This window comes from Stenotrophomonas maltophilia (genome assembly GCF_047497515.2).
GTDB lineage: Bacteria > Pseudomonadota > Gammaproteobacteria > Xanthomonadales > Xanthomonadaceae > Stenotrophomonas.
The window spans coordinates 24,506-51,308 of record NZ_JAXAXL020000002.1; the positions used below are offsets into that span (position 1 = coordinate 24,506).

The 26,803-nt window shown below is 65.2% G+C and carries 22 protein-coding genes and 1 tRNA gene; 17 read left to right on the forward strand and 6 right to left on the reverse strand.

Features of this window, described 5'->3' with window-relative positions; translation table 11 throughout:
- The first annotated feature begins 6 nt into the window (after positions 1-6).
- The 3 genes from ispH to ACMZPQ_RS03840 all read left to right on the forward strand — a co-directional run bounded on the left by ispH (position 7) and on the right by ACMZPQ_RS03840 (position 3,944).
- Complete coding sequence (ispH, locus tag ACMZPQ_RS03830) at positions 7-957, forward strand: 4-hydroxy-3-methylbut-2-enyl diphosphate reductase (RefSeq protein ID WP_197584065.1); 951 nt, start codon at positions 7-9, stop codon at positions 955-957.
- A 441-nt stretch (positions 958-1,398) separates the two neighbouring features.
- The gene (locus ACMZPQ_RS03835) at positions 1,399-3,282 is read left to right on the forward strand and encodes a M61 family metallopeptidase (RefSeq protein ID WP_197583658.1); all 1,884 of its coding nucleotides are present in this window, start codon (positions 1,399-1,401) and stop codon (positions 3,280-3,282) included.
- Positions 3,279-3,944 carry a lysoplasmalogenase gene (locus tag ACMZPQ_RS03840; protein ID WP_197583660.1) on the forward strand — a complete coding sequence of 222 codons (666 nt, stop codon included), beginning with the start codon at positions 3,279-3,281 and terminating at the stop codon, positions 3,942-3,944. The genes ACMZPQ_RS03835 and ACMZPQ_RS03840 overlap by 4 nt, the downstream gene beginning before the upstream one ends.
- Positions 3,945-3,961: 17 nt before the next feature.
- Here ACMZPQ_RS03840 and ACMZPQ_RS03845 read toward each other — a convergent pair whose 3' ends face one another.
- The 3 genes from ACMZPQ_RS03845 to ACMZPQ_RS03855 are packed head-to-tail and all read right to left on the reverse strand — an operon-like array spanning position 3,962 to position 8,254.
- The gene (locus tag ACMZPQ_RS03845; protein ID WP_197583661.1) at positions 3,962-6,748 is read right to left on the reverse strand and encodes a TonB-dependent receptor domain-containing protein; all 2,787 of its coding nucleotides are present in this window, start codon (positions 6,746-6,748) and stop codon (positions 3,962-3,964) included.
- 13 nt (positions 6,749-6,761) lie between these two features.
- Entirely contained in the window at positions 6,762-7,730 is a 969-nt protein-coding gene (locus ACMZPQ_RS03850) for a FecR family protein (protein ID WP_197583663.1), read from the reverse strand.
- Entirely contained in the window at positions 7,727-8,254 is a 528-nt protein-coding gene (locus ACMZPQ_RS03855; protein ID WP_197583664.1) for an RNA polymerase sigma factor, read from the reverse strand. Before ACMZPQ_RS03855 ends, ACMZPQ_RS03850 begins: the two co-directional genes overlap by 4 nt.
- A gap of 238 nt (positions 8,255-8,492) precedes the next feature.
- On the opposite strand from ACMZPQ_RS03855, the gene ACMZPQ_RS03860 reads away from it, so the two are divergent.
- The 8 genes from ACMZPQ_RS03860 to ACMZPQ_RS03895 all read left to right on the forward strand — a co-directional run bounded on the left by ACMZPQ_RS03860 (position 8,493) and on the right by ACMZPQ_RS03895 (position 16,806).
- Complete coding sequence (locus tag ACMZPQ_RS03860; RefSeq protein ID WP_197583666.1) at positions 8,493-11,366, forward strand: autotransporter domain-containing protein; 2,874 nt, start codon at positions 8,493-8,495, stop codon at positions 11,364-11,366.
- 101 nt (positions 11,367-11,467) lie between these two features.
- Entirely contained in the window at positions 11,468-12,472 is a 1,005-nt protein-coding gene (locus ACMZPQ_RS03865; protein WP_197583667.1) for a 2-hydroxyacid dehydrogenase, read from the forward strand.
- A 50-nt stretch (positions 12,473-12,522) separates the two neighbouring features.
- Positions 12,523-12,598 (forward strand) — tRNA-Thr (locus tag ACMZPQ_RS03870).
- 377 nt (positions 12,599-12,975) lie between these two features.
- Complete coding sequence (locus ACMZPQ_RS03875; protein WP_312646305.1) at positions 12,976-13,902, forward strand: RHS repeat-associated core domain-containing protein; 927 nt, start codon at positions 12,976-12,978, stop codon at positions 13,900-13,902.
- A complete protein-coding gene (locus ACMZPQ_RS03880) occupies positions 13,860-14,258 on the forward strand; it encodes an Imm8 family immunity protein (protein WP_197583109.1) in 399 nt (132 codons plus the stop codon). The genes ACMZPQ_RS03875 and ACMZPQ_RS03880 overlap by 43 nt, the downstream gene beginning before the upstream one ends.
- Before the next feature lie 430 nt (positions 14,259-14,688).
- Entirely contained in the window at positions 14,689-15,048 is a 360-nt protein-coding gene (locus ACMZPQ_RS03885) for a TonB family protein (protein ID WP_197583108.1), read from the forward strand.
- A gap of 388 nt (positions 15,049-15,436) precedes the next feature.
- On the forward strand, positions 15,437-16,291 hold the full coding sequence (locus ACMZPQ_RS03890; protein WP_312646307.1) for an RHS repeat-associated core domain-containing protein: 855 nt from the start codon (positions 15,437-15,439) through the stop codon (positions 16,289-16,291).
- The gene (locus ACMZPQ_RS03895) at positions 16,288-16,806 is read left to right on the forward strand and encodes a hypothetical protein (protein WP_197583105.1); all 519 of its coding nucleotides are present in this window, start codon (positions 16,288-16,290) and stop codon (positions 16,804-16,806) included. The genes ACMZPQ_RS03890 and ACMZPQ_RS03895 overlap by 4 nt, the downstream gene beginning before the upstream one ends.
- Positions 16,807-16,832: 26 nt before the next feature.
- On the opposite strand, the gene ACMZPQ_RS03900 is transcribed toward ACMZPQ_RS03895, so the two are convergent.
- On the reverse strand, positions 16,833-17,159 hold the full coding sequence (locus ACMZPQ_RS03900; RefSeq protein WP_197583103.1) for a hypothetical protein: 327 nt from the start codon (positions 17,157-17,159) through the stop codon (positions 16,833-16,835).
- Between the two features lie 30 nt (positions 17,160-17,189).
- The gene (locus tag ACMZPQ_RS03905) at positions 17,190-17,525 is read right to left on the reverse strand and encodes a hypothetical protein (protein ID WP_197583102.1); all 336 of its coding nucleotides are present in this window, start codon (positions 17,523-17,525) and stop codon (positions 17,190-17,192) included.
- A 731-nt stretch (positions 17,526-18,256) separates the two neighbouring features.
- Here ACMZPQ_RS03905 and ACMZPQ_RS03910 point away from each other — a divergent pair.
- The 5 genes from ACMZPQ_RS03910 (at position 18,257) to cyoD (ending at position 22,946) form a co-directional block, all read left to right on the forward strand.
- Entirely contained in the window at positions 18,257-18,613 is a 357-nt protein-coding gene (locus ACMZPQ_RS03910; protein ID WP_414486073.1) for a hypothetical protein, read from the forward strand.
- A gap of 316 nt (positions 18,614-18,929) precedes the next feature.
- Positions 18,930-19,970 carry a ubiquinol oxidase subunit II gene (cyoA, locus tag ACMZPQ_RS03915; RefSeq protein WP_107230228.1) on the forward strand — a complete coding sequence of 347 codons (1,041 nt, stop codon included), beginning with the start codon at positions 18,930-18,932 and terminating at the stop codon, positions 19,968-19,970.
- A gap of 2 nt (positions 19,971-19,972) precedes the next feature.
- Positions 19,973-21,970 (forward strand): cytochrome o ubiquinol oxidase subunit I, encoded by a 1,998-nt coding sequence (cyoB, locus tag ACMZPQ_RS03920; protein WP_197583100.1) that lies wholly within the window; start codon positions 19,973-19,975, stop codon positions 21,968-21,970.
- Positions 21,967-22,605, forward strand: a complete 639-nt coding sequence (cyoC, locus tag ACMZPQ_RS03925) for a cytochrome o ubiquinol oxidase subunit III (RefSeq protein WP_053449130.1) — start codon at positions 21,967-21,969, stop codon at positions 22,603-22,605. The genes cyoB and cyoC overlap by 4 nt, the downstream gene beginning before the upstream one ends.
- Entirely contained in the window at positions 22,605-22,946 is a 342-nt protein-coding gene (gene cyoD, locus ACMZPQ_RS03930) for a cytochrome o ubiquinol oxidase subunit IV (RefSeq protein ID WP_005408584.1), read from the forward strand. Before cyoC ends, cyoD begins: the two co-directional genes overlap by 1 nt.
- Positions 22,947-23,147: 201 nt before the next feature.
- Here cyoD and ACMZPQ_RS03935 read toward each other — a convergent pair whose 3' ends face one another.
- Entirely contained in the window at positions 23,148-25,205 is a 2,058-nt protein-coding gene (locus ACMZPQ_RS03935; RefSeq protein WP_197583099.1) for a putative bifunctional diguanylate cyclase/phosphodiesterase, read from the reverse strand.
- Between the two features lie 149 nt (positions 25,206-25,354).
- On the opposite strand from ACMZPQ_RS03935, the gene radA reads away from it, so the two are divergent.
- Entirely contained in the window at positions 25,355-26,731 is a 1,377-nt protein-coding gene (gene radA / locus ACMZPQ_RS03940) for a DNA repair protein RadA (protein WP_312646316.1), read from the forward strand.
- The last annotated feature ends 72 nt before the right edge of the window (positions 26,732-26,803 follow it).

The window sequence follows — 26,803 nt, forward strand, 5'->3', positions numbered from 1 at the left end:
GAACTGATGGATGTGCTGCTCGCCAACCCGCGTGGTTTCTGTGCCGGTGTCGATCGTGCGATCGAGATCGTCAAGCGCGCGATCGAAACGCTGGGCGCGCCCATCTACGTCCGCCATGAAGTGGTGCACAACCGCTTCGTGGTCGACGACCTGAAGCAGCGCGGCGCGATCTTCGTCGAGGAACTGGACGAAGTGCCGGACAACAACACGGTCATCTTCAGCGCCCATGGCGTGTCCCAGGCGGTGCGCCAGGAGGCCGAGCGCCGTGGCCTGAAGGTGTTCGACGCCACCTGTCCGCTGGTGACCAAGGTCCACTTCGAAGTGGCCCGCCACTGCCGTGCCGGCCGTGACGTGGTGCTGATCGGCCACGCCGGCCACCCGGAAGTGGAAGGCACCATGGGCCAGTGGAACCGCGAAGCCGGCACCGGCCAGATCTATCTGGTCGAGGATGTGGAGCAGGTGGCCACGCTGGTGATCAACCAGCCGGAGAACTTCGCCTACACCACCCAGACCACGCTGTCGGTGGATGACACGCGCGGCATCATCGATGCGCTGCGCGAGCGCTTCCCGGCGATGCAGGGCCCGAAGAACGACGACATCTGCTACGCCACGCAGAACCGCCAGGACGCCGTGCGCGATCTGGCCAAGCGCTGCGACCTGGTGCTGGTGGTCGGTTCGCCGAACAGTTCCAATTCCAACCGCCTCAGTGAGCTGGCCCGCCGTGAAGGTGTCGAGTCGTACCTGATCGACGGTGCGCACGAGATCGACCCGGCATGGGTGGCAGGCAAGCAGCACATCGGCGTCACCGCTGGTGCCTCGGCGCCGCAGGTGCTGGTGGATGGCGTGCTCGCGCGGCTGGCCGAGCTGGGCGCGACCGGCGTCGGCGAGCTGGACGGCGAGCCGGAATCGATGGTGTTCGCGTTGCCGAAGGAACTGCGCCTGCGCCTGGTGGACTGACCGGGCCTGGCTCGGGTGGGTGCGAACCTTGGTTCGCACTGCTTCTGGATGCACTCCATCCACGCATGGCGTGGATCTACTGAACCTGCTTGGGTGGGTGCGAACCTTGGTTCGCACTGCTTCTGGCTGCACTCCATCCACGCATGGCGTGGATCTACTGAACCTGCTCGGGTGGGTGCGAACCTTGGTTCGCACTGCTTCTGGCTGCACTCCATCCACGCATGGCGTGGATCTACTGAACCTGCTTGGGTGGGTGCGAACCTTGGTTCGCACTGCTTCTGGCTGCACTCCATCCACGCATGGCGTGGATCTACTGCCCGCAGCCTTGTTGCCGGGTTTGCCGCTTCTGGTGGAGTTCGCGCGGGCCATGACCTTTGGCCATGGGGCCACGCATCCCACAGGCCTAGCATCGGAGGATTCTCCGTTGCTGGATGCTGCCCGATGAAGACCCGTGCCCTGGTGATGTCCCTGCTGTTCGCGCTGGCGGCCACGCCTGCACAGGCGCAGACCTCACCGCCGGCCAACACCACGGCGCCCGGCATGCTGCGCATCGACGTGGACGCACGTGATCTGGCCCGGCGCATCTTCAAGGTCACCGCCACGGTGCCGGCCAAGCCCGGTCCGATGACCCTGCTGTACCCGCAGTGGATTCCCGGCAACCATTCGCCGACCGGCCCGATCGACAAGCTGGCGGGTCTGCGCGTCACCGCCAACGGCAAGCCGCTGGCCTGGCAGCGTGACCAGTACAACGTCTATGCCTTCAAGGTGGATGTGCCCGAAGGCGTGAGCGAGATCGTCGCCCATTTCGATTTCCTGTCCTCGCAGGGCGGCAGCCAGGGCCGGGTGGTGATGACCCCGGAAATGCTCAACCTGCAGTGGAACGCCAACTCGCTGTATCCGGCGGGCGTCGACGCCCGCCAACTGCAGGCACAGGCCAGCGTGACCCTGCCCAAGGGCTGGTCGTTCGCCACCGCGCTGGAAACCGCGCGCCGCGACGGTGACACCGTGGTGTTCAAGCCGATTTCCTATGACCATCTGGTCGACTCGCCGCTGTTTGCCGGCGAGCACTACCAGCGCATCGACCTCGACCCGGGCGCGAAGGTGCCGGTGCACCTCAACGTGTTCGCCGACGAGGCCAAGTCGCTGAAGCCGACCGACGCGCAGATCACCCTGCACCGTGCGCTGGTGCAGCAGGCCGACAAGCTCTACGGTGCGCGCCACTACAACCACTATGAATTCCTGCTGGCGCTGACCGACCGACTTGGTGGCATCGGCCTGGAGCATCACCGCTCCAGCGAGAACAGCGCCGAGCCGGGTTACTTCACCGAATGGGACAAGAGTGCGTGGATGCGTGACCTGCTGCCGCACGAGTACACCCATTCCTGGAACGGCAAGTACCGCCGCGGCGCTGACCTGGCCACCGCCAACTTCAACGTGCCGATGGGTGACAGCCTGCTGTGGGTGTACGAAGGCCAGACCCAGTTCTGGGGCCAGGTGCTGGCCGCGCGTTCCGGGTTGTGGTCGGTCGAGCAGGCGCGCGACATGCTGGCCAATGTGGCGGCGACCTATGACCGCGGCCGCCCGGGCCTGGCCTGGCGCCCGTTGCAGGACACCACCAACGACCCGACCATCGCCCAGCGCCGCACGCTGCCGTACCGCAACTACCAGATGAGCGAGGACTACTACTCCGGCGGCCAGATGCTGTGGCTGGAAGTGGAAGGCAAGCTGCGCGAGCTGAGCGGCAACCGTCGCAGCCTGGATGACTTCGCGCGTGCGTTCTTCGGCGTCGGCAATGGCGATTGGGATGTCAACCCGTACACCTTCGATGATGTGGTCGCGACCTTGAACGGCATTGCGCCGTATGACTGGGCGACGTTCCTGCGCGGCCGCCTGGACGGGCACGGTTCGCTGACCGGTGGCCTGGCGCTGGCCGGCTGGAAGCTGGTCTACCGCGATACCCCGAACGATGCCTACAAGGCGCAGGAAAAACGCGCCAAGGCCGCATTGCTGGCCTACTCGCTGGGCGCGACCGTGCTCGACAGCGGGACAGTGGGTGACGTGATCTGGGACAGCCCGGCGTTCAACGCAGGGTTGGCGCCCGGCATGAAGGTGATCGCCGTCGGTGGCCGCGAGTACAGCAGCCAACGCCTGAAGGACGCGGTGGCCGAAGCGGCGAAAGACAAGGCGCCGATCGTGCTGCTGGTCAAGCAGTTCGACCGCATCGATACGATGAGCATCGACTACCACGGTGGCCTGCAGTATCCGGTGCTGGAGCGCATTGCCGGCAAGCCCGACCGCCTGGCGGACCTGTGGAAGGCGCGATGAAACCGCGCGTGCGCGATGGCGTGATCCTGCTGGCAGCGGTGCTCGCCATCGTCGGCGCGTTCCTGGCCGGTGACGGGCGCTGGCTGCACTGGCTGGCCAAGCCGGCCACCACGCTGCTGATCGCCGCCATCGCCTGGCAGGCGCGCGCTCCGGCGCAGCCGTTCTACCGGCGTGCGGTGCTGGCCGGCATGCTGCTGTCGTGCGTGGGTGATATCGCGTTGATGCTGCCGATGGATGCGTTCGTGCCAGGCCTGGTCGCCTTCCTGCTGGCCCACGTCTGCTACATCGTCGCCTTCCGCGACGGCCTGCGCGCGGGCCGCGGGCTGCTCGCTGCGGTCGGGCCGCTGGGCGCATTCGCCGTGCTCAACGTGATGGGCCTGTGGCCGCACCTGCCGGCGCCGATGCGCATTCCGGTGCTGGCCTATGTGGTGGTGCTGGCATCGATGGCGGTGCTGGCCTTGGCACGGCAGTGGCGCCGCCCGCAGCCTGACGCCGTGGAGGCAGCCAGTGCCCGCTGGGCCGCTGCCGGTGCCGTACTGTTCGTCGCCAGCGATTCACTGTTGGCCTGGGACCGCTTCGCCGGTGGCTTGCCGCTGGCCAGCCTGCTGGTGCTGTCCACCTACTACGCCGCGCAGTACGCCATCGCCCGCTCGGTGAAATAGCAAAAAAGGTGCTGCGCTCAGCGGAACTGCAGGGTCAGCAGGTAGTAGCGGCCGAGTGGGTCGTCCAGGCCGGGCATCTGCCCGCCATTGCCTTCCAGGTAGTTCACCGGTTGTGCGTCCAGTACGTTGTGCACGTCCAGCGCTGCAACAATGCGCGGGCCCAGCCGTCGGGCAAGGTGCAGGTTCCAGCGCAGCTGTCGGGGATTCATGCAGTGGTTCCGGTCAACCTGCACCTGCGGGCACTCGCCGCCCGGCAGCCATGCACGCGTGCGGCCGACCTGGTTGCCGCGCAGGGCGATGTCCCAGTTGCTGTTCTGCCACTGCACGTTCAATACCGCCGCCATGCCGGGCGTCACATGCCCGCGCAGGTCGATGGCCGGCTCATGGTCACGCTGGCGACGCAGTTCCTGCTGCCTCAGTGCATCCAGCGAGAACAGCCATTGGCCGTTGCTGCCGCTGTCGATACGGTATTCGCCGCGTAGCACCCAGTTGCGCGAGGTGGTACGGCCGATATTGTCGAACGACAGGCGCAGGCTGCTCAGGTTGCCGTCCTCGTCCAGTTGCCAGGTGTCGCGGTTCCACACCGCATCGGCCGACTGCAGCGCGAGGATCTCGTTGCGCAGCTCGACGATGTTGTGGGTCAGCGACAGCGAGAAGGCGTCGTTGGGCGACCAGGTTGCCGCCAGCGAATGGCTGCGCGAGCGTTCAGCCTTCAGGGTCGTGTTTTCCTCCACATCGGCGGTCACCACGCAGCGGCCGTCGGGCGTGCTCTGCGCACAGGGCGGCAGCGTGCTGGAGGCGGGCAGGGTCACGCTGCCGAACTGGCCGGGCGGCCGGCGCTGCTCGAACAGGCTGGGGGCGCGGTAACCGCGGCCACTGGCCAGCAGGAACGACCAGTGCGGCGTGGGCGTCCAGCGCAGCCCGGCGCGCGGCGAAAAGGCCGTGTAGCCGCCGTCGTCGTCGCCGCGTGCGGCCAGGTCCATGCGCAGCGTCGGGGTGAGCGGCAGCCCCAGTTCGGCGTAGGCGCCACCGCTCTGCCGCGACAGGCGGCGTTGCTGCTGCGGCAGTCCCAGTGCGAGGTCGCCCTGGCTCAGCAGCGCGTCCGGGTGCGAGGTCCAGCGCTCGTGGCGCAGATCGATGCCCGTGGCCACCTGCGCCGCGCCGCCCGGCAGCGCCATCAGTTCGCGCTGCAGGCCCCACCACGCTTGCCATTGTTCGGTGAGGCCACGGTTGCGGATGGACGGAAACAGGGACGTCGCCTCCTCGGCCGGCAGGGTGTTGAACCCCGGCAGGAACCGCAGCGATTGCGCGGCCTCGATCAGTGGCGTGGCGCGCACGGTGCCTGCCGTGGACAGGCTGACGTCGCTGCGTTGTGCGCTGAGGCCGGCCTCCCAGCTGCGCCGGCCCTGGTCGCGTCCCATGCCGACGGTGAAATCGGCATCGGTCGCGCGCACACGTGGCCGCACGTTGCCGGCTTCGCGCAGGACACTGTTGAAGGTAAAGCCATACAGGCCGAGTGCGACCGCAGTGGGGCCCAGATCGAAGCGTTGGCGGTTGTGGCTGGCGCGCGCTTCGGCATATACGTAGCGTCCTTCGCCGCGCTCATGCCGATAGCGCAGGTAGGCCGAGGCGGTATCGGAGGCCGGTTGCAGTGAGCGTGGGCGCGAGCTGTCGAACCAGCAGGCGCCATTGCGCCGCTTCAGCGGGCCCTCGCAGCGGGCGGCGGGCCAGTAGCGGTCATCGCGGAACGCACCAATCAGGTACTGCGACGTTTCCGCATGCCAGTCGCGCTGGTCGCCGGCCAGGTGCTCGACACGGTGCAGGTCGAGGCCCGCGAACCAGCGGTCGCCGTTCCCGCGCAAGCCGCCGGTCGCGGCCTGCACGCGGTACTGGCCGGCGTCGCCCCGGCTGCTCAGGCCGGTCTGCAGCGTGGCTTCGGGCCCCTCGGCCTGGTCGCGCAGGATGATGTTGACCACGCCGGACATCGCGTCGGCGCCGTAGATGGCCGAGGCGCCGCCACGCACCAGTTCGATGCGCTCGACGAAGCTGAGCGGAATGCCGCCCAGATCGGTGAGGCCGCCCTGTTCCAGCGACACCATCGGGTAACGCGGCAGGCGTCGTCCATTGACCAGGAACAGGGTCGCGCGCGGCCCCATGCCATCGAGGCTGGTAGTGGCCGCGGCACCGACCGGAAGGTATTGCGAATCGCCGCTGCGTGCACTGCTCATCGCCGGCAGACCATTCATGCCGGGCAGGTGCCGCAACAGGTCGAACAGGCTGCCGTAACCGCTGCGCAGGATGTCGGCGCGATCGATGGTGGTCACCGGCAGTGTGGTCTGCACCGACGTGCGCGGCAGGCGGCTGCCCGTGACGTGGATCGGCGCGAGGTCTACCTGGCGCGGCTGCGTGGGGGCGGTGCGTGGGCGCGCGGGCACCGTTGCCGGCGGCGGCGGTGCAGTGATGGGCAGGGCATGCACGCGACGGATGACGAAGCCACCGGACGGCGTGCGCAGAACCGTTACCGGCCTGCCGGCAACCAGCTGCTTCAGTGCGGCCGCAGGGTCGGCCGCTCCGTGCAGGCCGTCGGTGTCCAGCCCTGCCAGTTCGCGGGCATCGAACACCAGCGCGATGCCGCTCTGCCGTGCCCACTGCTGCAGCGCTGTGGGCAGCGGGCCGGCCTTGATGCGGTAGTCGGTGGCGGCGCTGCCTTCAGCGCCAGCGGTGGCAGGCAGCATCGCCAGCAGCAATGCCAGGCACAGCAGGGGCCGGAGCAGCCCCCACTGCAGCGCGCCCGGTCCTGCCATCACCGCAGCCCCCTCAGTAGGTGCGGCGCAGTTCCAGCGCGCCATCCGGGCGCGTCTGGCCAGCGACAGACCAACCCAGTTCCAGCGCGGACAGCAACTCCTGTGCGTCGCCCGCGCGGAACGTGCCACTTACCGCCAGACCGGTGATCTCCGGGTCGACAATCACCAGTGGCGTTCGTCCGTAGCGGTTCATGCGTTCGACCACGATCGACAGCGGTGTGGCATCGAACACCAGTTCTCCATGCAGCCAACCTTCAGCGGCCACGGTGGAGGAAAGCGCCGGGCCCGGCTGGATGCGGCCGGAGGGCAGCACCTGCAGCTGCTGGCCGGGCGCCAGCATGTGCTGGGCCGTGCCGCTGCTGACTTCCACCGCACCTTCCAGCAGCGCCACTTCGACCAGGCCATCGTGCAGGCGCTCTACCTGGAAGGTGGTGCCGATGTCGCGGATCGTGCTGTCGCCGGCGTGCAGCTGCAGCGCCTTGCTGGAGGGCGCAACCTTCAATTGCAGGCGCCCGCGCTCAAGGTCCAGTTCGCGGTGGCGCCAGCCGAAACGCGCATGCAGCGTGGTGCCGGCATCGAGCGTGGCCACGCTGCCATCGGCCAGGGTCAGCTGCTGCGGCTGATGGCCGTCGTTGGTGTAGCGCTGCGGCGTGGGATTGCCATCCACGGCCACCATCCAGCCGACGCCGACGGCCAGGCAGACGCTGGCCGCTGCAGCCATCGCGGGCAGCCAGCGGCGCCTGGCCGGCCGCGCAGCGCGTGCCGCGGCAGTACGCAGCCAAGGGTCTGCGGCAAGGCCCTGGCCCTGCTGGAACAGGTTTTCTGCCTGCACCCACGCTTTGACGTGGGCAGGATCTTCGGCCAGCCAGTCCTCGAACGACTCGCGCTCGGCGGGCGTGCAGTCCGGCGCTTCCAGACGCGCCACCCAGTCGCTGGCGCGTTCGAACAGCGGGGCGTCTTCCGTGTGCCGTTGGCTGTTCATTCCGTATCCCTGTCGTTGTGCAGTGGCTCTGGTCCCAACTCCTGGCGCAGCCCCTGCAGGGCGCGGGCGATATGTTTTTCCACGGTCTTTGCAGTAATTCCACAGTGCCGCGCGATCTGCGTATAGCTCATGCCGGTAATCCGGTTGAGCAGGTACACCTCGCGCGCGCGCTCGGGCAGTTTGAACAGGGCCTGCCGCAGCAGGGTCAGCATCTGCCCGGACTCGGCCTGGCGCAGTGGATCCGGCGACGGGCTGGTGGGCTCGTCGCGGCCCTCGTGCTCGGCCAGTGACAGGTGCGGTCGCGATTGTGGCGAACGGCCGCGATCGGCCAGGCGGTTGCGGGCGATACGATACAGCAGCAGGCGCAGTTCATCGGCGCCGTGCGCGCGATAACGGATCAGCCGCTCCATGCAGTCCTGCGCAATGTCCTCGGCATCCTCCGGCCCGACGCCCCGCGTGCGCAGGAATGCGCACAGCGGCGCACGTTCCTCGCGCACGAACGCGATGAAGGCGTCCGCAGGCACGGGTGGCTCCGGCGCGCGATGGATCAGGGGGGACGGGGCGGACAGGGCTGGCCTCGGCTGACATTGGCGGTTGCGTCATCGAGTTTTACGCGACGATGACCGGATGGGGAAGAGTGTGCATGCCACACGATTCCATTGTGAATGCATTCATTTTTCGTGCGTCGGCGCGCTGGGGGTGGTCACGCCGTTGCAACGTTTGGCTTTTCATCCGCGTGTTGCGGGTGGAGAGAGAGAACGTATGAAGCATTCGAAGTTGAGCCTGGCCCTGGCCGGGCTGATTGGCATGGGTGCCCTCGCGGCAGCTGATGACGTCATGGCAATGAGTTATCACGTGCAGGGCGATCGCATCTTCCTCAGTGGCGGAGTGACCTACGCCGACGTGGTGTCGCTGCCGGCACTGCTGGCCAAGGCGCAGGCCGAAGGCCGCCCCATCCGCGAGGTCGTGCTGCGCACTTCCAACGGTGGCGCGTTGATCGCCGGCGAGTGGCTGCAGGGCATCATTCGAACCTCTGGCCTGAACACCATCGTATCCGGCCATTGCATTTCGTCCTGCTCGATCATGCAGTCCGGTGGCGTCGAGCGCTATCTGGCCGGCGACCTGCCGATCGTCGATTCGGTGCAGATCCACGCTGCCAGCAACAGCGGCAAGGTGATCTACACACCGTCGCCGCGCATGACCCAGATCTACACCGGTAACTACGGCGGCGGCATGGATGCCGGGCTGCTGCACAAGGCCATGTATGAAGTGGTGCAGCCGAACGGCCTGCTGGTGTTCCGCGATCCGGCGCGTACCACCGGTACCTCGGTCACCTTCGATCCTGATGGCAGCGGCAGCAAGCTGGAGTCGTTCCCAGGCCAGGACATCTACAGCAACCGCATCATCACCGCGAAGGGTTACCGCGATCCGGGCGATACGCTGAACGTCAGCGCGAACGTGAGCGGTGACATCAACCCGGGCTATCTGCGTACCGGCCGCCAGCTGCAGACCTTCGTCGATGACGATTTCGCTCGGTGGAATACCAACTGGCAGTCCAGCTACATCAACCTGGCGCAGAGCATCTACAACGCGTCCAGCAACGGTCCGCAGGGCATCGGTGCGAACTCGGTGCAGGACTATCAGAACGATCCGATGTACAAGGCCCTGCTGCTGTCCAAGCTGCGCCTGGCCGACCTGGATGTGTCCACGCTCGACAACTCCATGGGCGTGATCCGCGTGACCAACGGCGCCACCTGGCGCACCGCTGCCACCACCGGTGCAGACTTCATGCTGGTCGATAATGGCACCATCGCACTGGAGGGCGGCGCGCTGCGTGCTTCGGAGGTGCGGGTGATGGGCGCGGGCATGCTGGTCGGCCACGGTGATGTAGCCGGCACTGCGATGGACCTCAGTGCACTGGCCAGCGGCACGCGACCGTCCTGGCGCGAGGATGGTTTCAACCGCCTGCGTGTGTACGGCACCCTGATGCCGCGCGGTGGCGATCTGGTGACCCACGGTTACGTCAACATCATGCCGGGTGGCAAGGTGTTGTTCGACGTCACCGAGAACGGCGGCGCCGGTAGTGGCCGTATACGCGTAGGCAGCTTCTTCGACAGCCAGCAGACCGAAGGCGCGCTGGTGATCTCCAAGGGCGCCTTCCTCGAACTGAATGTGGCGCAGGGCTACTACGGCCAGGATTTCCGCCGCGATCTCGTACAGGGCCCGATCTACCAGGGCGGGTTTGAAGAGGCCGTGCGCCTGGGCGATACCGGCTACACCGCCAGCATCACCGCTGGCGACGTGTTCCGCCCGCGCCACAACTCGCTGTTGAGCTTCAACGTGAAGCAGACCGCCGATGGCCTGTGGTTGACCGCCAACCCCGGCTTCGACCAGCTGGGGTTGTTCACCAACGGCACCTCGGGTGATGGCCTGGGCCGCGCGCTGGCGACCGCGTCCGATCGCAAAGACACTGGCCTGAAGTCGCTGCTGGGCGCGCTGCAGTTCGCCGACCGCGATGTGATCGCGCAGCAGTCCGGCGCCCTGCGCGGTGACGCGCACGCCAGCCTGCGACTGGCCGACAACGCGCTGGTCGGCAGCATCGGCAACGTGGTGCAGCAGCACCAGACGGCGATGCGCAGCGGTGGTGATGCCGATGGTCTGGCCTCGCAGGCCGCGCAGTCGGCGTCGGCGCAGCCGGGCATGCGCCACGGCAGCCTGTTCAACCAGCTGGCGATGCATCTGGTCGAGCCGGCCGCCGGCGGTGCTGCTGGCGGCAGCGAGGCCGGGCGCAGCCGTGGCCTGTGGGCGCGCGGCTTCGCCAGCCATGGCCGCATCGATGCGGAGGGCGGCGTGGCCGGCCTCAGCCACAACATCGGTGGCATCGTGGTCGGTGCCGATACCCGCGTGGCCGATGACCGCGTCACCTTGGGCGTCAGCGTGGCGGCAGCTGACATGTCGACCAAGGGCCGCGACGGCTCCGACTTCAGCGGTGACGTGCGCGCGCTGGACGTGGGCGGCTACCTGGATGCGACCTATTCGCGCGGCTACCTGTCGGCGGCGGTGCGCTATACCGACCTGCGCCACGACACCCGTCGCAGCGTCAGCGGCATCGATGGCCTGCAGCAGCCGCTGCGCGCCAAGTACAACAACGATGCAATCTCCGCACGTGTCGAGCACGCGTTCTCGTTCACCACCGGCAAGGGGCTGGTGATCCAGCCGTTGCTGCCGGTGGTGGATTACGCGCGCACCTCGGCCACGCGTTTCAATGAAGGGCAGGGCGCGGGCGCACTGGTCGGCCGCAGCGGCAGCCTGGAGAGCATCCGCGTCGGCGCCGGCCTGCAGCTGTTCAAGACCTTCGAAGGCAACAACGGCGAGCGCATCACCCCGCGCGCCCGCGTGGTCTGGCAGAAGGAACTGGGCGATTCGCAGGCCCGCTACAGCACCGGCTTCGCCGCCGCCCCGGACCTGGTGTTCGGCGCCAGCAGCCAGGCCGTGGGTGAGCAGGTGCTGGCCTGGAACCTGGGCGTGACCAGCCGCGCCAGCGAACGCCTGTCGATCATGGCCGACTACGTGGGCGAGCGCCGCGACGGGCAGATCCAGAACGGCGTGATGCTGGGCCTGGGCTATCGGTTCTAAGCAAGTGGCAGGGGGTACCGGCGATGCCTGCATCGCCGGTACCATCCCCACAGGCGCGTGGCTGCGGTATGGTCGGCAGGGCATCCCACCCAGGTCCTTCCATGCAGATCGCCGTCTTCAGCGCCCGACCCTACGACCGCCGCTTCCTGGACGAAGCCAACCAGCGCGATGCGGACGGGCAGGGGTACACGTTCGTCTACTTCGATGCTGCGCTGGACGTGCATACCGCCGCGCTGGCACAGGATTGCGCCGCTGTCTGCGTGTTCGTCAATGACCGCCTCGACGCGCCAGTGCTGCACGCCCTGCATTCGCTCGGTGTGCGTGCGGCGCTGCTGCGCTGCGCTGGCTTCAACAATGTCGATCTGGCTGCGGCGAAGGCACTGGGCCTGTTCGTCGCGCGCGTACCGGCCTACTCGCCCGAAGCCGTGGCCGAGCATGCGCTGGCGCTGGTGATGACCCTCAACCGGCAGACCCACCGCGCCTACAACCGCGTGCGCGAAGGCAACTTCATGCTCGATGGCCTGCTTGGCCGCACCCTGCATGGCCGCACGGTCGGCATCGTCGGTACCGGCAAGATCGGGCTGGCCACCGCGCGCATCTTCAAGGGCATGGGCTGTACCGTGCTGGGGCACGACCCGTATCCGTCGGCGGCGTTCAATGGTATCGGCGACATGGTGGCGTTGGATGAGCTGCTGGCGCGCGCCGACATCGTCTCGCTGCATTGCCCGCTGACACCCGACACCCAGCACCTGATAAACGACGCCTCGCTGGCGCGGATGAAGCCCGGCGCGATGCTGGTCAACACCTCGCGCGGCGCACTGGTGGACACCCACGCGGTGATCCGCGCGCTGAAGTCGCGCCGGCTCGGCCATCTGGCCATCGACGTCTACGAACAGGAAAGCGCGCTGTTCTTCCAGGACCTGTCCGGCGAGATCATTGATGACGAGGCCTTCCAGCGCCTGATGACCTTCCCCAACGTGCTGGTGACTGGCCACCAGGGCTTCTTCACCGTGGAGGCGCTGCAGGAGATCTCGGCGATCACGCTGGGCAACCTGGCCGATTTCGCCGCCGGGCGGGCTTGTGCCAACCGGGTGGAAGCGGGCTGAGCCGGGTGGATTGACCACCGGGGCACCCAGCCCGTAAAATCGCGGGCTCCGCCGGAATAGCTCAGTTGGTAGAGCGGCGCATTCGTAATGCGTAGGTCGCAGGTTCGACTCCTGTTTCCGGCACCAGTTGTAATGAAAAGCCCCGGCCTTGGTCGGGGCTTTTTGTTTGTGGCTCTGGTAGTGCCGGCCGCTGGCCGGCAACCCGTAGTGCCAGCCCATGGCTGGCAGCCCAGGATTTCCGAACTTCGCGACCTATTCGCCCCGCCGGCATCCCAGTCGCCTCGCCTCACCCCGACCCGGGCACTGCATCTGGCCCACATGCAGCCATCAGAGTTCTTGGTCCCCGGTCCTGTGCTATGAATACCCCGCCTTGCTTCAAGGCTCTTTCAGGGATTGGAAGGATGGGGAGTTTCGGGGGTGCTGCAAGCGGTGCGTTGTCTCGCTTCAGGGGATTTGAAGATCGAGTTCGGAAGTCGTGGGCATTAGGCGCCTGGCTGGGCTGCGTGCTGCTGATTGGCTCTGGCTTGTCGCCAGCTGCAATCGCCCAGACGACGGTCACGTACATCCACACTGATGCTCTTGGCTCGGTCGTGGCTGAAAGTGATTCCAGCGGTAACGTGATCAAGCGCTATGACTACGAGCCCTATGGCGCCGTGGTAGGCGGTCAGGTCACGGACGGGCCGGGTTATACCGGGCATGTGAGCGACTCGGCCACTGGGCTGAGCTACATGCAGCAGCGGTACATGGATCCGCAGTTGGGTGTGTTCCTGTCGGTGGATCCGGTGACGGCGTATGAGCAGCCAGTGGGACAGTTCAATCGCTATCGGTATGCAAATGGGAATCCGTATAAGTTCACGGACCCAGACGGCCGGCAGTCCAGTAGCAATGTCAATCCGCGATCAACCGGAGTTCCCTTCTTTGATTGGCTTATGAGTCCATCAGATGGGCGGGCCAGCACGGGTCAGATGGTGGGGCAGCAGCTTGCATCCGAACTCAGTCAACCGCACAGCGCGGAAGACGTTGTTCTGTATACCGCAATTGCGATGTCCGCTGGGATTGGTGCTGGCTCTGGCGCCGGCGCGCGGGCAATAATTTCAGCAGAAGGCAGGGTGGGTGCGACTACGGAGGTGGCTGAAATGAGTGGCATGCTTCGCGATGCCGCTCGTGGAAAAGGAAATTTTGGAATTGGTAGTGCAACTTCTGAGCAAGCTGATGTCATGGGGCGGGCATGGGTTGGATCGGGTTCACGCGAAAACAGTTCCGGGAACGCACTTATCAGTCGAGATGGTCTGCGGCAATACCGCTTTCCATCAGAGAAGCCCAATAGCAATCACGCACCTACAGGTACTCAGGCGAATTTTGAGTCTCGCTCCATGCCTGAAGGGAGATGGACGAACAACGCCCATCTCAATATCGAGAAAAAGAGATGACTAGGGCAAAACTAAAAGGGATTGATACCGCCGATTGGGATGCTGCATTTGAAAGGTACCAAAAAACGGATCTATTTGATTGCTACTTTGAGGCTTCCATTGGTGCAGATGATAGTCCGGGCGCAGACTTGTTTGGCTTTACTGCATGTAATCGCGAGTGGCTGGAATCTATGGTTGAGAAGGATCATTCCATTCCCAAGTTCGTTGTCGTAAATGATGTCAGCCTTGAGGCCGTCGAGCGAGCCGTCGAGCTTGTGTGTGGCGCCGTACCAGATGGTAGGTGGGAAGAAGTTGCCCGTAAGTTGGCTGAAGTGATGGACTGGGAGTTTGAAGGTTATGTCCCCAGACGCAGGTAATCAGGGGTGCATGGACAAACCCCCGGCTGCTGCCAGTCACTGGCTCGCACGCTCAGGTACATTGGCTGCATATGTTCGAGTTACCCATGCAGGTGATGGTTAGCGTTGGCTATTTTCCCCTTTCGGAGATGCGTAGGTCGCAGTTCGGACTCCTGCCTCCGGTGCCAGTTGTAATGGAACGCCGCGATCTTGGTCGGGACTTTGCTCTAGTCGGGTAGCGCGGCCGCGGCCACGGCAGATGGCAGGGAGGAGGGCGCGCGGTAGTGCCAGCCCATGCCTGGCAACACCAGGGTCAATCGCCTGTCGCTTCCTGCACACCCAGCCGGGCGATTGCGTGAAATCCTCTCGGGCCGGTCGCTGTCTATCCATGTAGTTGGGTGTGTTCCTGCCGGTGGATCCAGTGTCCCCCACTCGCAATCGAGGGTGTTGAATGAACCGCGTTCTGATGCTTGCGCTGGCCTTGTCCAGTGCTTCATGCCGGGCCGATGAAGAACTCCCCGGGCCTTGCCAGGGGGCAAGCAGCCCGGTGCAGTCCATTGCGCCGACCATTCCCAACGCGACTGAGAGGCAGGTACGCGGCTCTGTCGTGGTGTCCGTTGTCGTTGAAGAGGATGGGCGGGTGACAAATCCTGTCATCACACGGTCCCAGCTTGAAGGGCTGGATCGGGGAAGGGACGACAATGCTGCTTATGAGCACGCAGCTCTGGTTGCTGTGGCGAAATGGCGTTTCCCGCCGGTCCTGTCTCGCTGTACAAGGAAGGTCACATTCGACTTCCAGCGTCTGGATTGATTGAGCCCGCCTGGGCCTTTTCCGCGCTTCAGCAGCGCGACCCCAGCGCAGGCATGCGCAACGCCCAGGATTGCCCACGTAGCATCTTCGGCGTCCCGCGCGTACAGCGCCTGCGGCTCGATACGGCGCAGGCGCGTCCATCCTCCTGACCGGAGGCCGATTTCCGAAGCGCCCTTGCTGTGCTATGAATACGCGGCCTTGCTTGGAGGCTCTTTCAGGAATTGCAGGGATGCGCAGGTTCGGGGGAACTGCAGGCGATGTATCGACCCATGCCAAGGGATCCGTCGGTCTCTTTCGGCCCCGTGGTGATGCTGGCGCGTGGCCATACCTTGTACTGCTGATTGGCCTTGGCCTGTCGCCTATCGCAGTTGCGCAGACGGTCACCTACATGCATACCGATGCCCTGGGGTCCGTTGTGGCCGAGACGGATGCCAGTGGCGCTGTGACCAAGCGCAATGACTACGAGCCCTATGGCGCTCTGGTAGGTGGCCAGGTTACGGACGGGCCGGGTTATACGGGTCATGTGAGCGACTCGGCCACGGGCCTCAGCTACATGCAGCAGCGGTACATGGATCCGCAGCTGGGTGTGTTCCTGTCGGTGGATCCGGTGACGGCGCAGGAGCAGCCCATCGGGCAGTTCAATCGCTATCGCTACGCCAACGGAAATCCCTATACGTTCACGGACCCGGACGGACGCGTGGCCTACCAGGCCGGCAATACCGTCTACATTCCCATCTACTATCAGGGCGCCGGCGCAACCGCCGACTTCATCGCCGGCCAGGTCAAGGCGGCAGCCGGATTGGTTACTGAAGACGGCACCCGGTTTGTCATCGTGCCGCTTCGCAACAACATGTATCCCCGCGGCAACATCATGGACGTATCGCCAGGGCAGAATCCAAATACGATCCGCGGCGAAGGCATCGTGAGGGGATACAACGGATCGGTGGCCCATATCGACTCCACCCGCGATGATGCCAAGGGGGCGACCCTGCATGACTCGCTTCACTTTGTGATGGGTCTGGGGGATGGACGGAAGTCCGATGGCTACCTTGAGACGGCCGGCAAGGATGGGGGGCGTACGTTCACCGGTTACAAGCCGGGATTCGGCAAGGACCAGATCATGGCCAATACCGGTGGCAACCTGCTGAAGTCGTTTGAAACCAGCTTCATGAACCACGCGTACAACGGCAACGGCAGCGAGCAGGAGTTCAAGACCCTCATCGAGGACGACAAGAGGAAATGATCGTGCGGATTGCTGCTTCAGTCGTCATCCTGGCCGCCTCGCTGGCGACTGCGGCATCCGCTGCGCCGCCTGTCTCTGTTCCACAGGCCTGCGCCCCGACTTACTGCATCGAGGTCATCGCCACGGCGCCGGATCGACCGCTGGCGATCCGGGTTGAATCAACGGTTCCCGCGGATGCCTCGACGACCAGGGTGGACATGGGGCGTGGATTCTCAATCGCCTTCCGTTCCCAGTATGTCGAATGGAAAACTGGGGGAACGAAGCTTTCCGCTCCGCGCTGGACCCTGGGTAAAGGCAAGGCAAACGCGGCGGCGTGCCTGAAGTGTGGCGAGCCCGGCTGGAATGAAGTCATGGGCATTGCCATGACCGGCATTCCCGAAAGCTATGGCGATGATCTTTCCGGTATCAGTGTCTGTTTCTGGCCACTCGATCGTTCATCGGCAGGGCGGGGGGAGGGCAGAACCCTCCGGCTCGGGGAGAAGGTCTGCGTGGCGGACCCAGCGCCGAAGCGCTGAGCAGCGCATCGGCGTGGACCGTTGCCTCAGTAGGCAAGATCGAAGTAGTAGATCTTCTTCGCTGCGAATACGCCGCACCCTTCGCTGGTCAGGGCATGGAAGCCAATCGGTGTCCGCGATGACGCCGCCGACAGGATGGCCGCGTATTTTTCCCGGCCGGATTTGTCGCTGGCCAGATCGATTGTCCATCGCCCGTCGGAAGCACACTCGTTGTTCGTAGGCTGGCCTTCCAGCCATACGGAAACGAACGTGGACTCGACAACCAGCTTTGTGATTTTTCCGGTCTGATGTGTATCGGCCCACGCGCTGCCGGACAGCAGCAGTGCACCGAGCGTGATGGCGAGTTGCTTCATATTTTCCCTGCAGGCCTGAGTGATGAATCCCTACATCGCGTGGAACGTGCCGGATCTGATGAGCACGAGCGTCACCAATTGTCGCAGATAGCCGCCGATTGTCCCGGCCAACATCCCGGCCGCGATCCGCATGATCAGCCGGACCCACCGTCCGGCGCGTTCCCGCAGCCAGGGCATCAGCATCGTCATCTGCGCAGCCAGCAGCACTACCACTACATCCAGCCCCAACGCGTCGATCAACGACAGCAACGGCAGCAGGTCGGGATTGCAGGCCAGTAGAAGCACCAGCAGGCTGCCGAGCAGCGCGAAGGTCCGGCGGCCGGTTGGCAGGGTGGTCCAGCGCAGTAAATGATCAATCAGGGGCATGAATGTCTGGTTCCTTGTCAGAGCAGCGCATGCAGGGGGCATGCCGCGCGCACGGGCCGCCGCAGCACAGCCCTGCGCCCGCCGATGGCTTCTGTGCCGAGCATCCCATGCTTGTGGACGATCCGCATCCCGCTATCGCCTAGCAGCGGCCCTGGGTTCGCCTTGTCGCCACGGCAAGACCAAGGCGAAACATCTGTCGCGTTCCGCATGCTTGATCGGCCGGTTGCGTCAAATCAAGCCGAGCCTCTCGTTTTCCACGCAGTCTGCGACAGTGCTTCATACAACGAGTAGTAAGCGAGAAGCGTCACGCGCGCCCCTGCTTTCCGGGCCATTCACGGCACGGGCTGTCATCTGCGCCTATGCGCTAGCGCACTCGCGTCTTGTGCTGTCGCCTCTGTCCCTTACCGCGCATGCAACAATTCGTACCGCTCCTTCGATGCATCCGAACCTTTCGGATTTTTCTCATTGAATCGAAGGTGCAGGCGTAAACACCATGGCGCGCCACCGAAAAAGGGTGGCCGGGCGTGCAAACCCGTTCATAGCTGTAAGCGCTTGCCAGCCGGCACCGTCCTGAAGCGGTGCCGGCTGGCAATCCGTCGGCCTATATGGCGGGCGGTGCGTGGGGGTCTTCGGACCCGCCGGTTTAGCTATGTCCGGTTTGCAACCCGCACCGTCCGCCACCCCGCTTCCGCGCGGTGGCGCTGTTAAGTACAGCCACGGAAGCCGACGCCATGACCACTCGCAAGATTCCGCCATTCCCCGTCGATGAACCCACCAACGACGACAACAACCCCGCCTTCGACCTCAGCACCTTCCAGGGCTGCCTCAAGCGCATCCGCGATGGCGAAGGCTCAGATGGCATGCTGTGGCCGGAAGAGAACCTGTCTGACGGCCGCCGCCAGTCCCTGGCCAGGATCGACCGCGCGGCCGTGGGCATCCAGACGGCGGTGGAGATGCTGCATGCGGCCAGTCGCTGCGAATCCATGGCCACGCCCGACCGCTATCTGGACGAGGGGGTGGTCGAGGGGCTGTTCTTCGCATGCCGTGAACTGGCTGAGCTGGTGTGCAGGGAAGTGCGGCCGTCCTGAGCTTCCGTGCATGGCTGAACGCATTCAGCAGGCTTTGCCGGTGAGGTGGCTTTGGCGTGGCCGGGCCCGGTGTTACGCTGCGTGCCCGTGCGGCTGGACGGCCCGCGCGCACGCGGTGCGACAACGTGTCGCAGCCTGAAACGGGCCTTTCCTGCGCTCGATCATTGTCAATGCCTTTCTTAAATGGTGGGTGACGGCCTAAAATTGAAAGGCTGACTCGACCCCACCTCCCTGCCTGTCCTTCGGACCGGTGGGACCGGCTTTTGCCGGAGCAGGCAGGACGGGGAACGGCATTCCCTCGCAATTGGATCGACCGATGATTCCGTTGAAAACCCTTGGGCGCTGGTTGCGCCCGGGCCTGCTGCTGTCGTTGCTGGTGATGCTCACCGGCTGCGATGCCGTGGCCATCCTCAGTCCGAAGGGCCAGATCGGCCAGGATGAGAAGACCCTGCTGATCACGGCCACCGTGCTCATGCTGCTGGTCGTCATCCCGGTCATCATCATGACCCTGACCTTCGCGTGGAAGTATCGCGCCTCCAACACCAAGGCCCGTTACGAGCCGAAGTGGTCCCACTCGACGGCGATCGAGGTGGTGGTGTGGTCCATTCCGTGCATGATCGTGCTGGTGCTGGCGGTCCTGACCTGGCGTTCGTCGCACGCGCTTGACCCGTACAAGCCGCTGGAATCGGACGTCAAGCCGGTCACCATCGAGGCGATCTCGCTGGACTGGAAGTGGCTGTTCATCTATCCGGAAGAGAAGGTGGCGGTCGTCAACGAAATCAAGTTCCCGGTCAACACGCCGCTGAACTTCAAGATCACGTCCGACACGGTGATGAATGCCTTCTTCATCCCGCACCTGGGCAGCATGATCTACTCGATGGCTGCGATGGAGACCAAGCTCCATCTGATCGCCAACGAGACCGGTGAATTCCCGGGCATGTCCTCGCACTACAGCGGCGCGGGCTTCGCCAAGATGCACTTCACCGCCTACTCGGTCACCGATGCCGAATACCGCCAGTGGCTGGACCAGGTCCGTGCCGGCGAGCAGACCCTGGACAAGGCCTCGTTCAAGGCCCTGGGTGAAGCACGCAACGCCGAGTGGTACCCGGTCACCTATTTCGGCAAGACCGAAGAAGGCCTGTTCAACTGGGTCATCGCCAAGCACATGGGCGACAACAAGCACTACGGCATGAAGCACGAACATGCCGGTGCCGCCGCTGCCGATGCCGCCAGCCATGAAGCGCACGAGGGCCACGCCCCCAGTGACGCGCATGATTCCAAGGAATCGGGTGAAAACCTGGATGCCACCGAACACGAACACGCTGGCCATGCTGGCCACGCGGGTTCGGGAGAATGAACATGTTGGGAAAACTCTCTCTTGAGTCGATCCCCCACGATCCGATCGTGCTGACCACCCTGGTCGGCGCGGTGCTGGGTGGCCTGGGCGTCATGGCCCTGATCACCAAGTTCAAGCTGTGGGGCTATCTGTGGAAGGAGTGGTTCACCTCGGTGGACCACAAGAAGATCGGCGTGATGTACCTCATCGTCGCCTTCGTCATGCTGCTGCGCGGTTTCTCCGACGCCATCATGATGCGTACCCAGCAGGCGCTCGCCGTCGGCGGGTCCGAGGGTTACCTGCCGCCGCACCACTACGACCAGATCTTCACCGCCCACGGCGTGATCATGATCTTCTTCGTGGCGATGCCGCTGATCACCGGCCTGATGAACCTGGCCGTGCCGCTGCAGATCGGTGCGCGCGACGTCGCGTTCCCGTTCGTCAACTCGCTCAGCTTCTGGCTGTTCGTGTCCGGCGCGGTGCTGATCATGCTGTCGCTGTGGATCGGTGAATTCGCCGCCACCGGCTGGCTGGCGTTCCCGCCGTTGTCGGGCATTGAATACAGTCCAAGCGTCGGCATGGACTACTACATCTGGGGTCTACAGGTCGCAGGCCTGGGTACCACGCTGAGCGGTATCAACTTCTTCATCACCATCTTGAAGATGCGTACCCCCAGCATGAAGCTGATGCAGATGCCGGTGTTCACCTGGACCGCCCTGGTGACCAACGTGCTGATCGTCGCTGCCTTCCCGGTGCTGACCATCACCCTGGTGCTGCTGACCCTGGACCGTTACCTGGGTACGCACTTCTTCACCAATGACGGTGGCGGCAACGCCATGCTGTACATCAACCTGATCTGGATCTGGGGCCACCCGGAGGTGTACATCCTGGTCCTGCCGGCGTTCGGTGTGTTCTCCGAAGTCATCGCGACCTTCTCGCGCAAGGCGCTGTTCGGCTACAAGGGCATGGTCTATGCCACCGCCTGCATCGGCGTGCTGTCGTTCATCGTGTGGCTGCACCACTTCTTCACCATGGGCTCGGGTGCCAACGTCAATGCCTTCTTCGGCATCACGACGATGATCATCTCGATCCCGACCGGCGTGAAGATCTTCAACTGGCTGTTCACCATGTTCCGCGGTCGCGTGCAGTTCACCACGCCCGTGCTGTGGACCATCGGCTTCATGGTCACCTTCACCATCGGCGGCATGACCGGCGTGATGCTGGCGATCCCGGCCATCGACTTCGTGCTGCACAACAGCCTGTTCCTGATCGCCCACTTCCACAACGTCATCATCGGCGGCGTGGTGTTCGGCATGTTCGCCGGCATCACCTACTGGTGGCCGAAGATGTTCGGCTTCCGCCTCAATGAGTTCTGGGGCAAGTGCGCGTTCTGGTGCTGGTTCATCGGCTTCTACGTGACCTTCATGCCGATGTACGTGCTGGGCTTCATGGGCATGACCCGTCGTCTGCAGAGCACCGTCAACCCGGCCTACGAGCCGCTGCTGCTGGTGGCCGCTGCAGGTGCCTTCATCGTCGGCGCCGGCATCCTGTGCCAGATCATCCAGGTGGCCGTGTCGATCCGCGACCGCAAGAAGACCGCCGACCTGACCGGCGACCCGTGGGATGCCCGTACGCTGGAGTGGGAAACCTCTTCGCCGCCGGCCTTCTACAACTTCGGCACGCTGCCGGAAGTCACCGAGCTGGACGATTTCTGGGAGCGCAAGCAGCGTGGTGAAGCCTGGCCGAAGCCGGCCAAGTACACCGACATCCACATGCCGCGCAACACCGGCACGGGCGTTGTGATCGGTGCCTTCAGCCTGGTGTTCGGCTTCGCGATGATCTGGCACATCTGGTGGCTGGCCATCGTCGGCTTCGTCGGCATGATCGCCACGTTCATCTACCGCACCTTCGACCAGGACGTGGACTACTGGGTCCCGGCCGCCGAGGTGGAACGCATCGAGAACGAACACCGCAAGCACCTGGAAAACCAGGGCCTGGTGAAGTCGGAGCTGAAGGCATGAGCACCAATACCTCGACCCTGAGCCACGGGCACGCCGCGCATGCGGCGGCCCATGGCCATGACGACCACGAGCACCACGACACCGGCGGCAACACCGTCTTCGGTTTCTGGGTGTACCTGATGAGCGACTGCCTCATCTTCGCCTCGCTGTTTGCCACCTACGTGGTGCTGTCCGGCGGTACCGATGGCGGCCCCGGCGCGAAGGACCTGTTCGAGCTGCCGTTCGTGGCGTGGGAAACCGCGCTGCTGCTGACCTCGTCGCTGACCTTCGGCCTGGGCATGATCGCCATGCACCGCAAGCAGGTCGGCCAGATGTTCCTGTGGCTGGCGGTCACCTGGCTGCTGGGCTTCGGCTTCATGTGCATGGAAGTCTATGAATTCCAGCACCTGATCCATCAGGGCTACGGTCCGGACCGCAGTGCCTTCCTGTCGGCGTTCTTCGCCTTGGTCGGTACCCACGGCCTGCACGTCAGCGCCGGCCTGCTGTGGCTGCTGGTGATGTTCGTGCAGCTGAAGAAGTACGGCCTGACCCCGACCAACAAGACCCGCATGGCGTGCCTGAGCCTGTTCTGGCACTTCCTGGACCTGATCTGGATCGGCGTGTTCTCCGTCGTCTACCTCAATGGAGCGCTGTAATGGCACATGACAACCATGCACACGACCACGGCACCGGCGGCGAAAGCCATGGCACCGTGAAGTCGTACCTGATCGGCTTCGTGCTGGCGGTGGTGCTGACCGTCATCCCGTTCTGGATGGTGATGTCGGGTGATTTCTCGCGCACCGTCAACGGTGTGGTCATCGCGATCACCGCGGTACTGCAGATGCTGGTCCACCTGGTGTTCTTCCTGCACCTGGACCGCTCTTCGGAAAGCCGCTGGAACGTCAACGCTGCGGCCTTCACCGTGGTGGTGATCGGCATCATCGTGGTCGGTACCCTGTGGGTCATGCACAACATGAACGTGCACATGATGCACTGACGTCCCCGCGACGTTGCCACGCAGAAAGGCCGCCCCCGGGCGGCCTTTTTGTTTGTCGGATGGATGGGGTCGGATCCCTGTCCGCAGGACAGGGCTCTGACCCCGGGGGCCGGGTAGATCCACGCCACGCGTGGATGGGATTGCGTGGATGGGGTCAGAGCCCTTGCCTGCGGCAAGGGATCCGACCCCGAAACCGGGGCCTCACCCCACCTTGCGCAGGAATTCCTCGGCCTCCATCGGCCGGCCCAGGTGGTAACCCTGCAACTGGTCGCAGCCCAGTTCGCTCAGGTACTCGCGCTGCGCCTGCGTCTCGACCCCTTCGGCCACCACCTGCAGCTGCAGGGTGCGGCCCAGTGCAATGATCGACGAGACGATGGCGGCGTCTTCGGCATTGCACTCCAGGTCGTGCACGAACGCGCGGTCGATCTTCAGTTCGGTGGCGGGCATGCGCTTGAGGTAGAGCAGGCTGGAATAGCCGGTGCCGAAATCGTCGATGGCGATGTGCACGCCCATCGCGGTCAGATCGTTGAGGATCGCCAGGCTGGCGTCGACGTCCTTCATCGCTGTGGTTTCGGTGATTTCCAGGGTCAGCCGTGCCGGTTCGATCCGGTGCCGCTCCAGCACCTGGCGCACGCTGTCCAGCAGCGCGGGCGAGGCGAACTGCAACGGCGACAGGTTCACCGCCATCGACCATTCGCTGTGCCCCGCGTCGTGCCACGCACGCAGCTGCGCACAGGCGCGGTCCAGCACCCAGTCGCCGATCGGCAGGATCAGGCCGCTGCGCTCGGCGATGGGGATGAACACGTCCGGGGCCAGCAGGCCCAGTTCCGGGTGTTGCCAGCGCAGCAGAGCCTCGGCGCCCGTGGCCGGCGCGCCCGCGGCCGGGAACTTGGGCTGGTAATGCAGCAGCAGTTCATCGCGGACGATCGCCCGGCGCAGGTCCTGCAGCAGGCGCAGCTGCCGGTTGGCGCTGAGCTGCATCGATGGGGTGAAGAAGGTGTAGCCGTTCCGGCCGGTTTCCTTGGTGTGGTACATCGCCGCGTCGGCGTGGGCCATCAGCTCGCGTTCGTTGCCGGCATCGTCTGGATACAGGGCGATGCCCAGGCTGGCGCTGACCTGCAGCTCGGCCGCATCCAGCGTGAACGGCTCGCCGGCCGCGGCGATGATGCGCTCAGCCACCACCACCGCATCGTCGGGAATATCGATGGCCAGCACGATGACGAATTCATCGCCGCCGAGGCGCGCGAAGGTGTCCTGCGGCCGCAGCAGGCCGGCGATGCGCTGCGCGACCGCCACCAGCAGGCGGTCGCCGAACTGGTGGCCATAGGCATCGTTGACCGCCTTGAAGCCATCCAGGTCGCAGAACATCACCGCGACGGCGTGGTTGCGGCGTTGCGCTTTCTCGATGGCCTGCTCGATGCGGTCCTGCAGCAGCATGCGGTTGGGCAGCTGGGTCAACGGGTCGTGCAGGGCAGCCTGGATCAGCTTGTTGTTGGCGCGTGCCAGCGAGTCGGCCAGCAGCCCGGTGCGCACGCGCATCTGCCGGTCGAACAGCGAAGCAACCAGGGCGATGCCCAGCGTGGCCACGGTGGTGACGATCACCAGCACCGCCAGCCAGCGGGTGTCGATGCCGCCGCTGCCGACGGCGCCACAGAGGCTGCCTGCGGGGAAGCGCGCGGCAGCCATGCCGGTGTAATGCATGCCCACGATGGCCAGGCCCATCACCAGCGAAGCAAGCGCGCGCAGGAGGAGGGTGTTGCGCTGCTCGGTGCGCAGACGGAAGGCAATCCACAACGCGGCGCCGGCGGCACCGATGGCCACCGCGATCGAGGCGGCGAACCAGCCCGGGTGATAGTCGATGCCTGGCTGCATGCGCATTGCCGCCATGCCCAGGTAGTGCATGGTGGCGATGCCCAGCCCCATCAGCACGGCACCGGCCAGCAACCGCGGCCATGGCAGGCTGGGCCTGGATACCAGCCATAGCGCATAGGCCGAGGCTCCGATCGAGATCGCCAGCGAATACAGGGTGATGCCCAGGTCGTAGCCCACCGGGATCGGCAGGTCGAAGGCCAGCATCCCGATGAAGTGCATCGACCAGATGCCCAGGCCCATGGCTGTCGCGCCGCCGGCCAGCCACCAGCGCGCCACGCGGCCCTCGGCCGTGGCCAGGCGGCCGGCCATGTCCAGCGCGGTGTACGAAGCAAGAATGGCCACCAGCAGCGAGATGGTGACCAGGCTCTGACTGTAACTGCCAGTCATGTCGAATCCAGTGGAAGAGGGAGGGGCGCCCGCAAGGCGCACGCCCGCGACCCCTATCGGCGCGGGCGGGCAGGACTTGAGCGGTCGCAGCACCTGCGACCCGGCTCGGCTATCCTGCCACGCCTGTTCCCGTTGCTGGAAATCATCCGATGGCCAAAGCCCGCACCGCCTACGTCTGCAATGAATGCGGCGCCGAATACAGCAAGTGGCAGGGCCAGTGCACCGAGTGCAATGCCTGGAACGCGCTGTCGGAAATCGTGCTGGAGAGTGCGGCGGCGGCCAAGGCGCCAGCATCGCGTCGCGCGGGCTGGGCCGGCAAGATCGACCCGCCGAAGATCACCGCCCTGAAGGACGTCGAGCAGACCGAGCACCGTCGGGTCAGCACCGGCATCGGCGAGTTCGATCGCGTGCTGGGCGGCGGCCTGGTCGAGGGTGCGGTGGTGCTGGTGGGCGGCGATCCGGGCATCGGCAAGTCGACCCTGCTGCTGCAGGCGGTGGCGAAGATGGCCGCCGAGCTGCCGGTGCTGTATGTGACCGGCGAGGAATCGCTGGCGCAGGTGGCCGGTCGCGCGCACCGGCTGGAATTGCCGCTGGATGGCGTCAACGCCCTGGCCGAGACCGGTGTCGAATCGATCCTGCAGCACGCGTCCAAGGCCGGCCCGCGGCTGATCGTGGCCGACTCGGTGCAGACCCTGTGGACCGAGAGCCTGACCGCCGCGCCGGGTTCGGTCAGCCAGGTGCGTGAGAGCGCTGCACGGCTGGTGCGCTTCGCCAAGGAGACCGGCATTGCCGTGTTCCTGGTCGGTCACGTCACCAAGGAAGGCGGCATCGCCGGCCCGCGCGTGCTGGAGCACATGGTCGACGCGGTGCTGTATTTCGAGGGTGAGAGCGGCAGTCGCTTCCGCCTGTTGCGCGCGTTCAAGAACCGCTTCGGTGCGGTCAACGAGCTGGGCGTGTTCGCGATGGGCGACAAGGGCCTGAAGGAGGTCTCAAATCCCTCGGCGATTTTCCTGTCCGGCGGCAGTACCCACCAGCCGGGCAGCTGCGTGATGGTGACCCGCGAGGGCACCCGGCCGCTGCTGGTGGAGGTGCAGGCGCTGGTCGATGCGTCGCCACTGTCGAACCCGCGCCGTGTCGCGGTTGGCCTGGAGCAGAACCGCCTGGCCATGCTGCTGGCCGTGCTGCACCGCCACGGCGGCGTGTTGGTTGGCGACCAGGACGTGTTCGTCAATGTTGTCGGTGGCATCCGCGTGCAGGAGACCGCCGCCGATCTGCCCGTGCTGCTGGCGGTGCTGTCCTCGCTGCAGGACCGGCCGCTGGCGGAGAAGACGATTGCCTTTGGCGAGGTCGGCCTGTCCGGCGAGATCCGCCCGGTGCCCAATGGCGAAGACCGCCTGCGCGAGGCGGCCACTCATGGCTTCAAGCGTGCCATCGTGCCCAAGGCCAATGCCCCCAAGGGGGGCTCGGTGAAGGGCATGGAAGTGATCGCGGTGGAGCGCCTGTCCGAGGCCATCGACGCGGCGTGACGCAGCGGCGCGCGCGTGGAATACGGCAGCCGACACGGCAACGGTCAGCTTGCCTGTGTTAGTTTTTCCCGC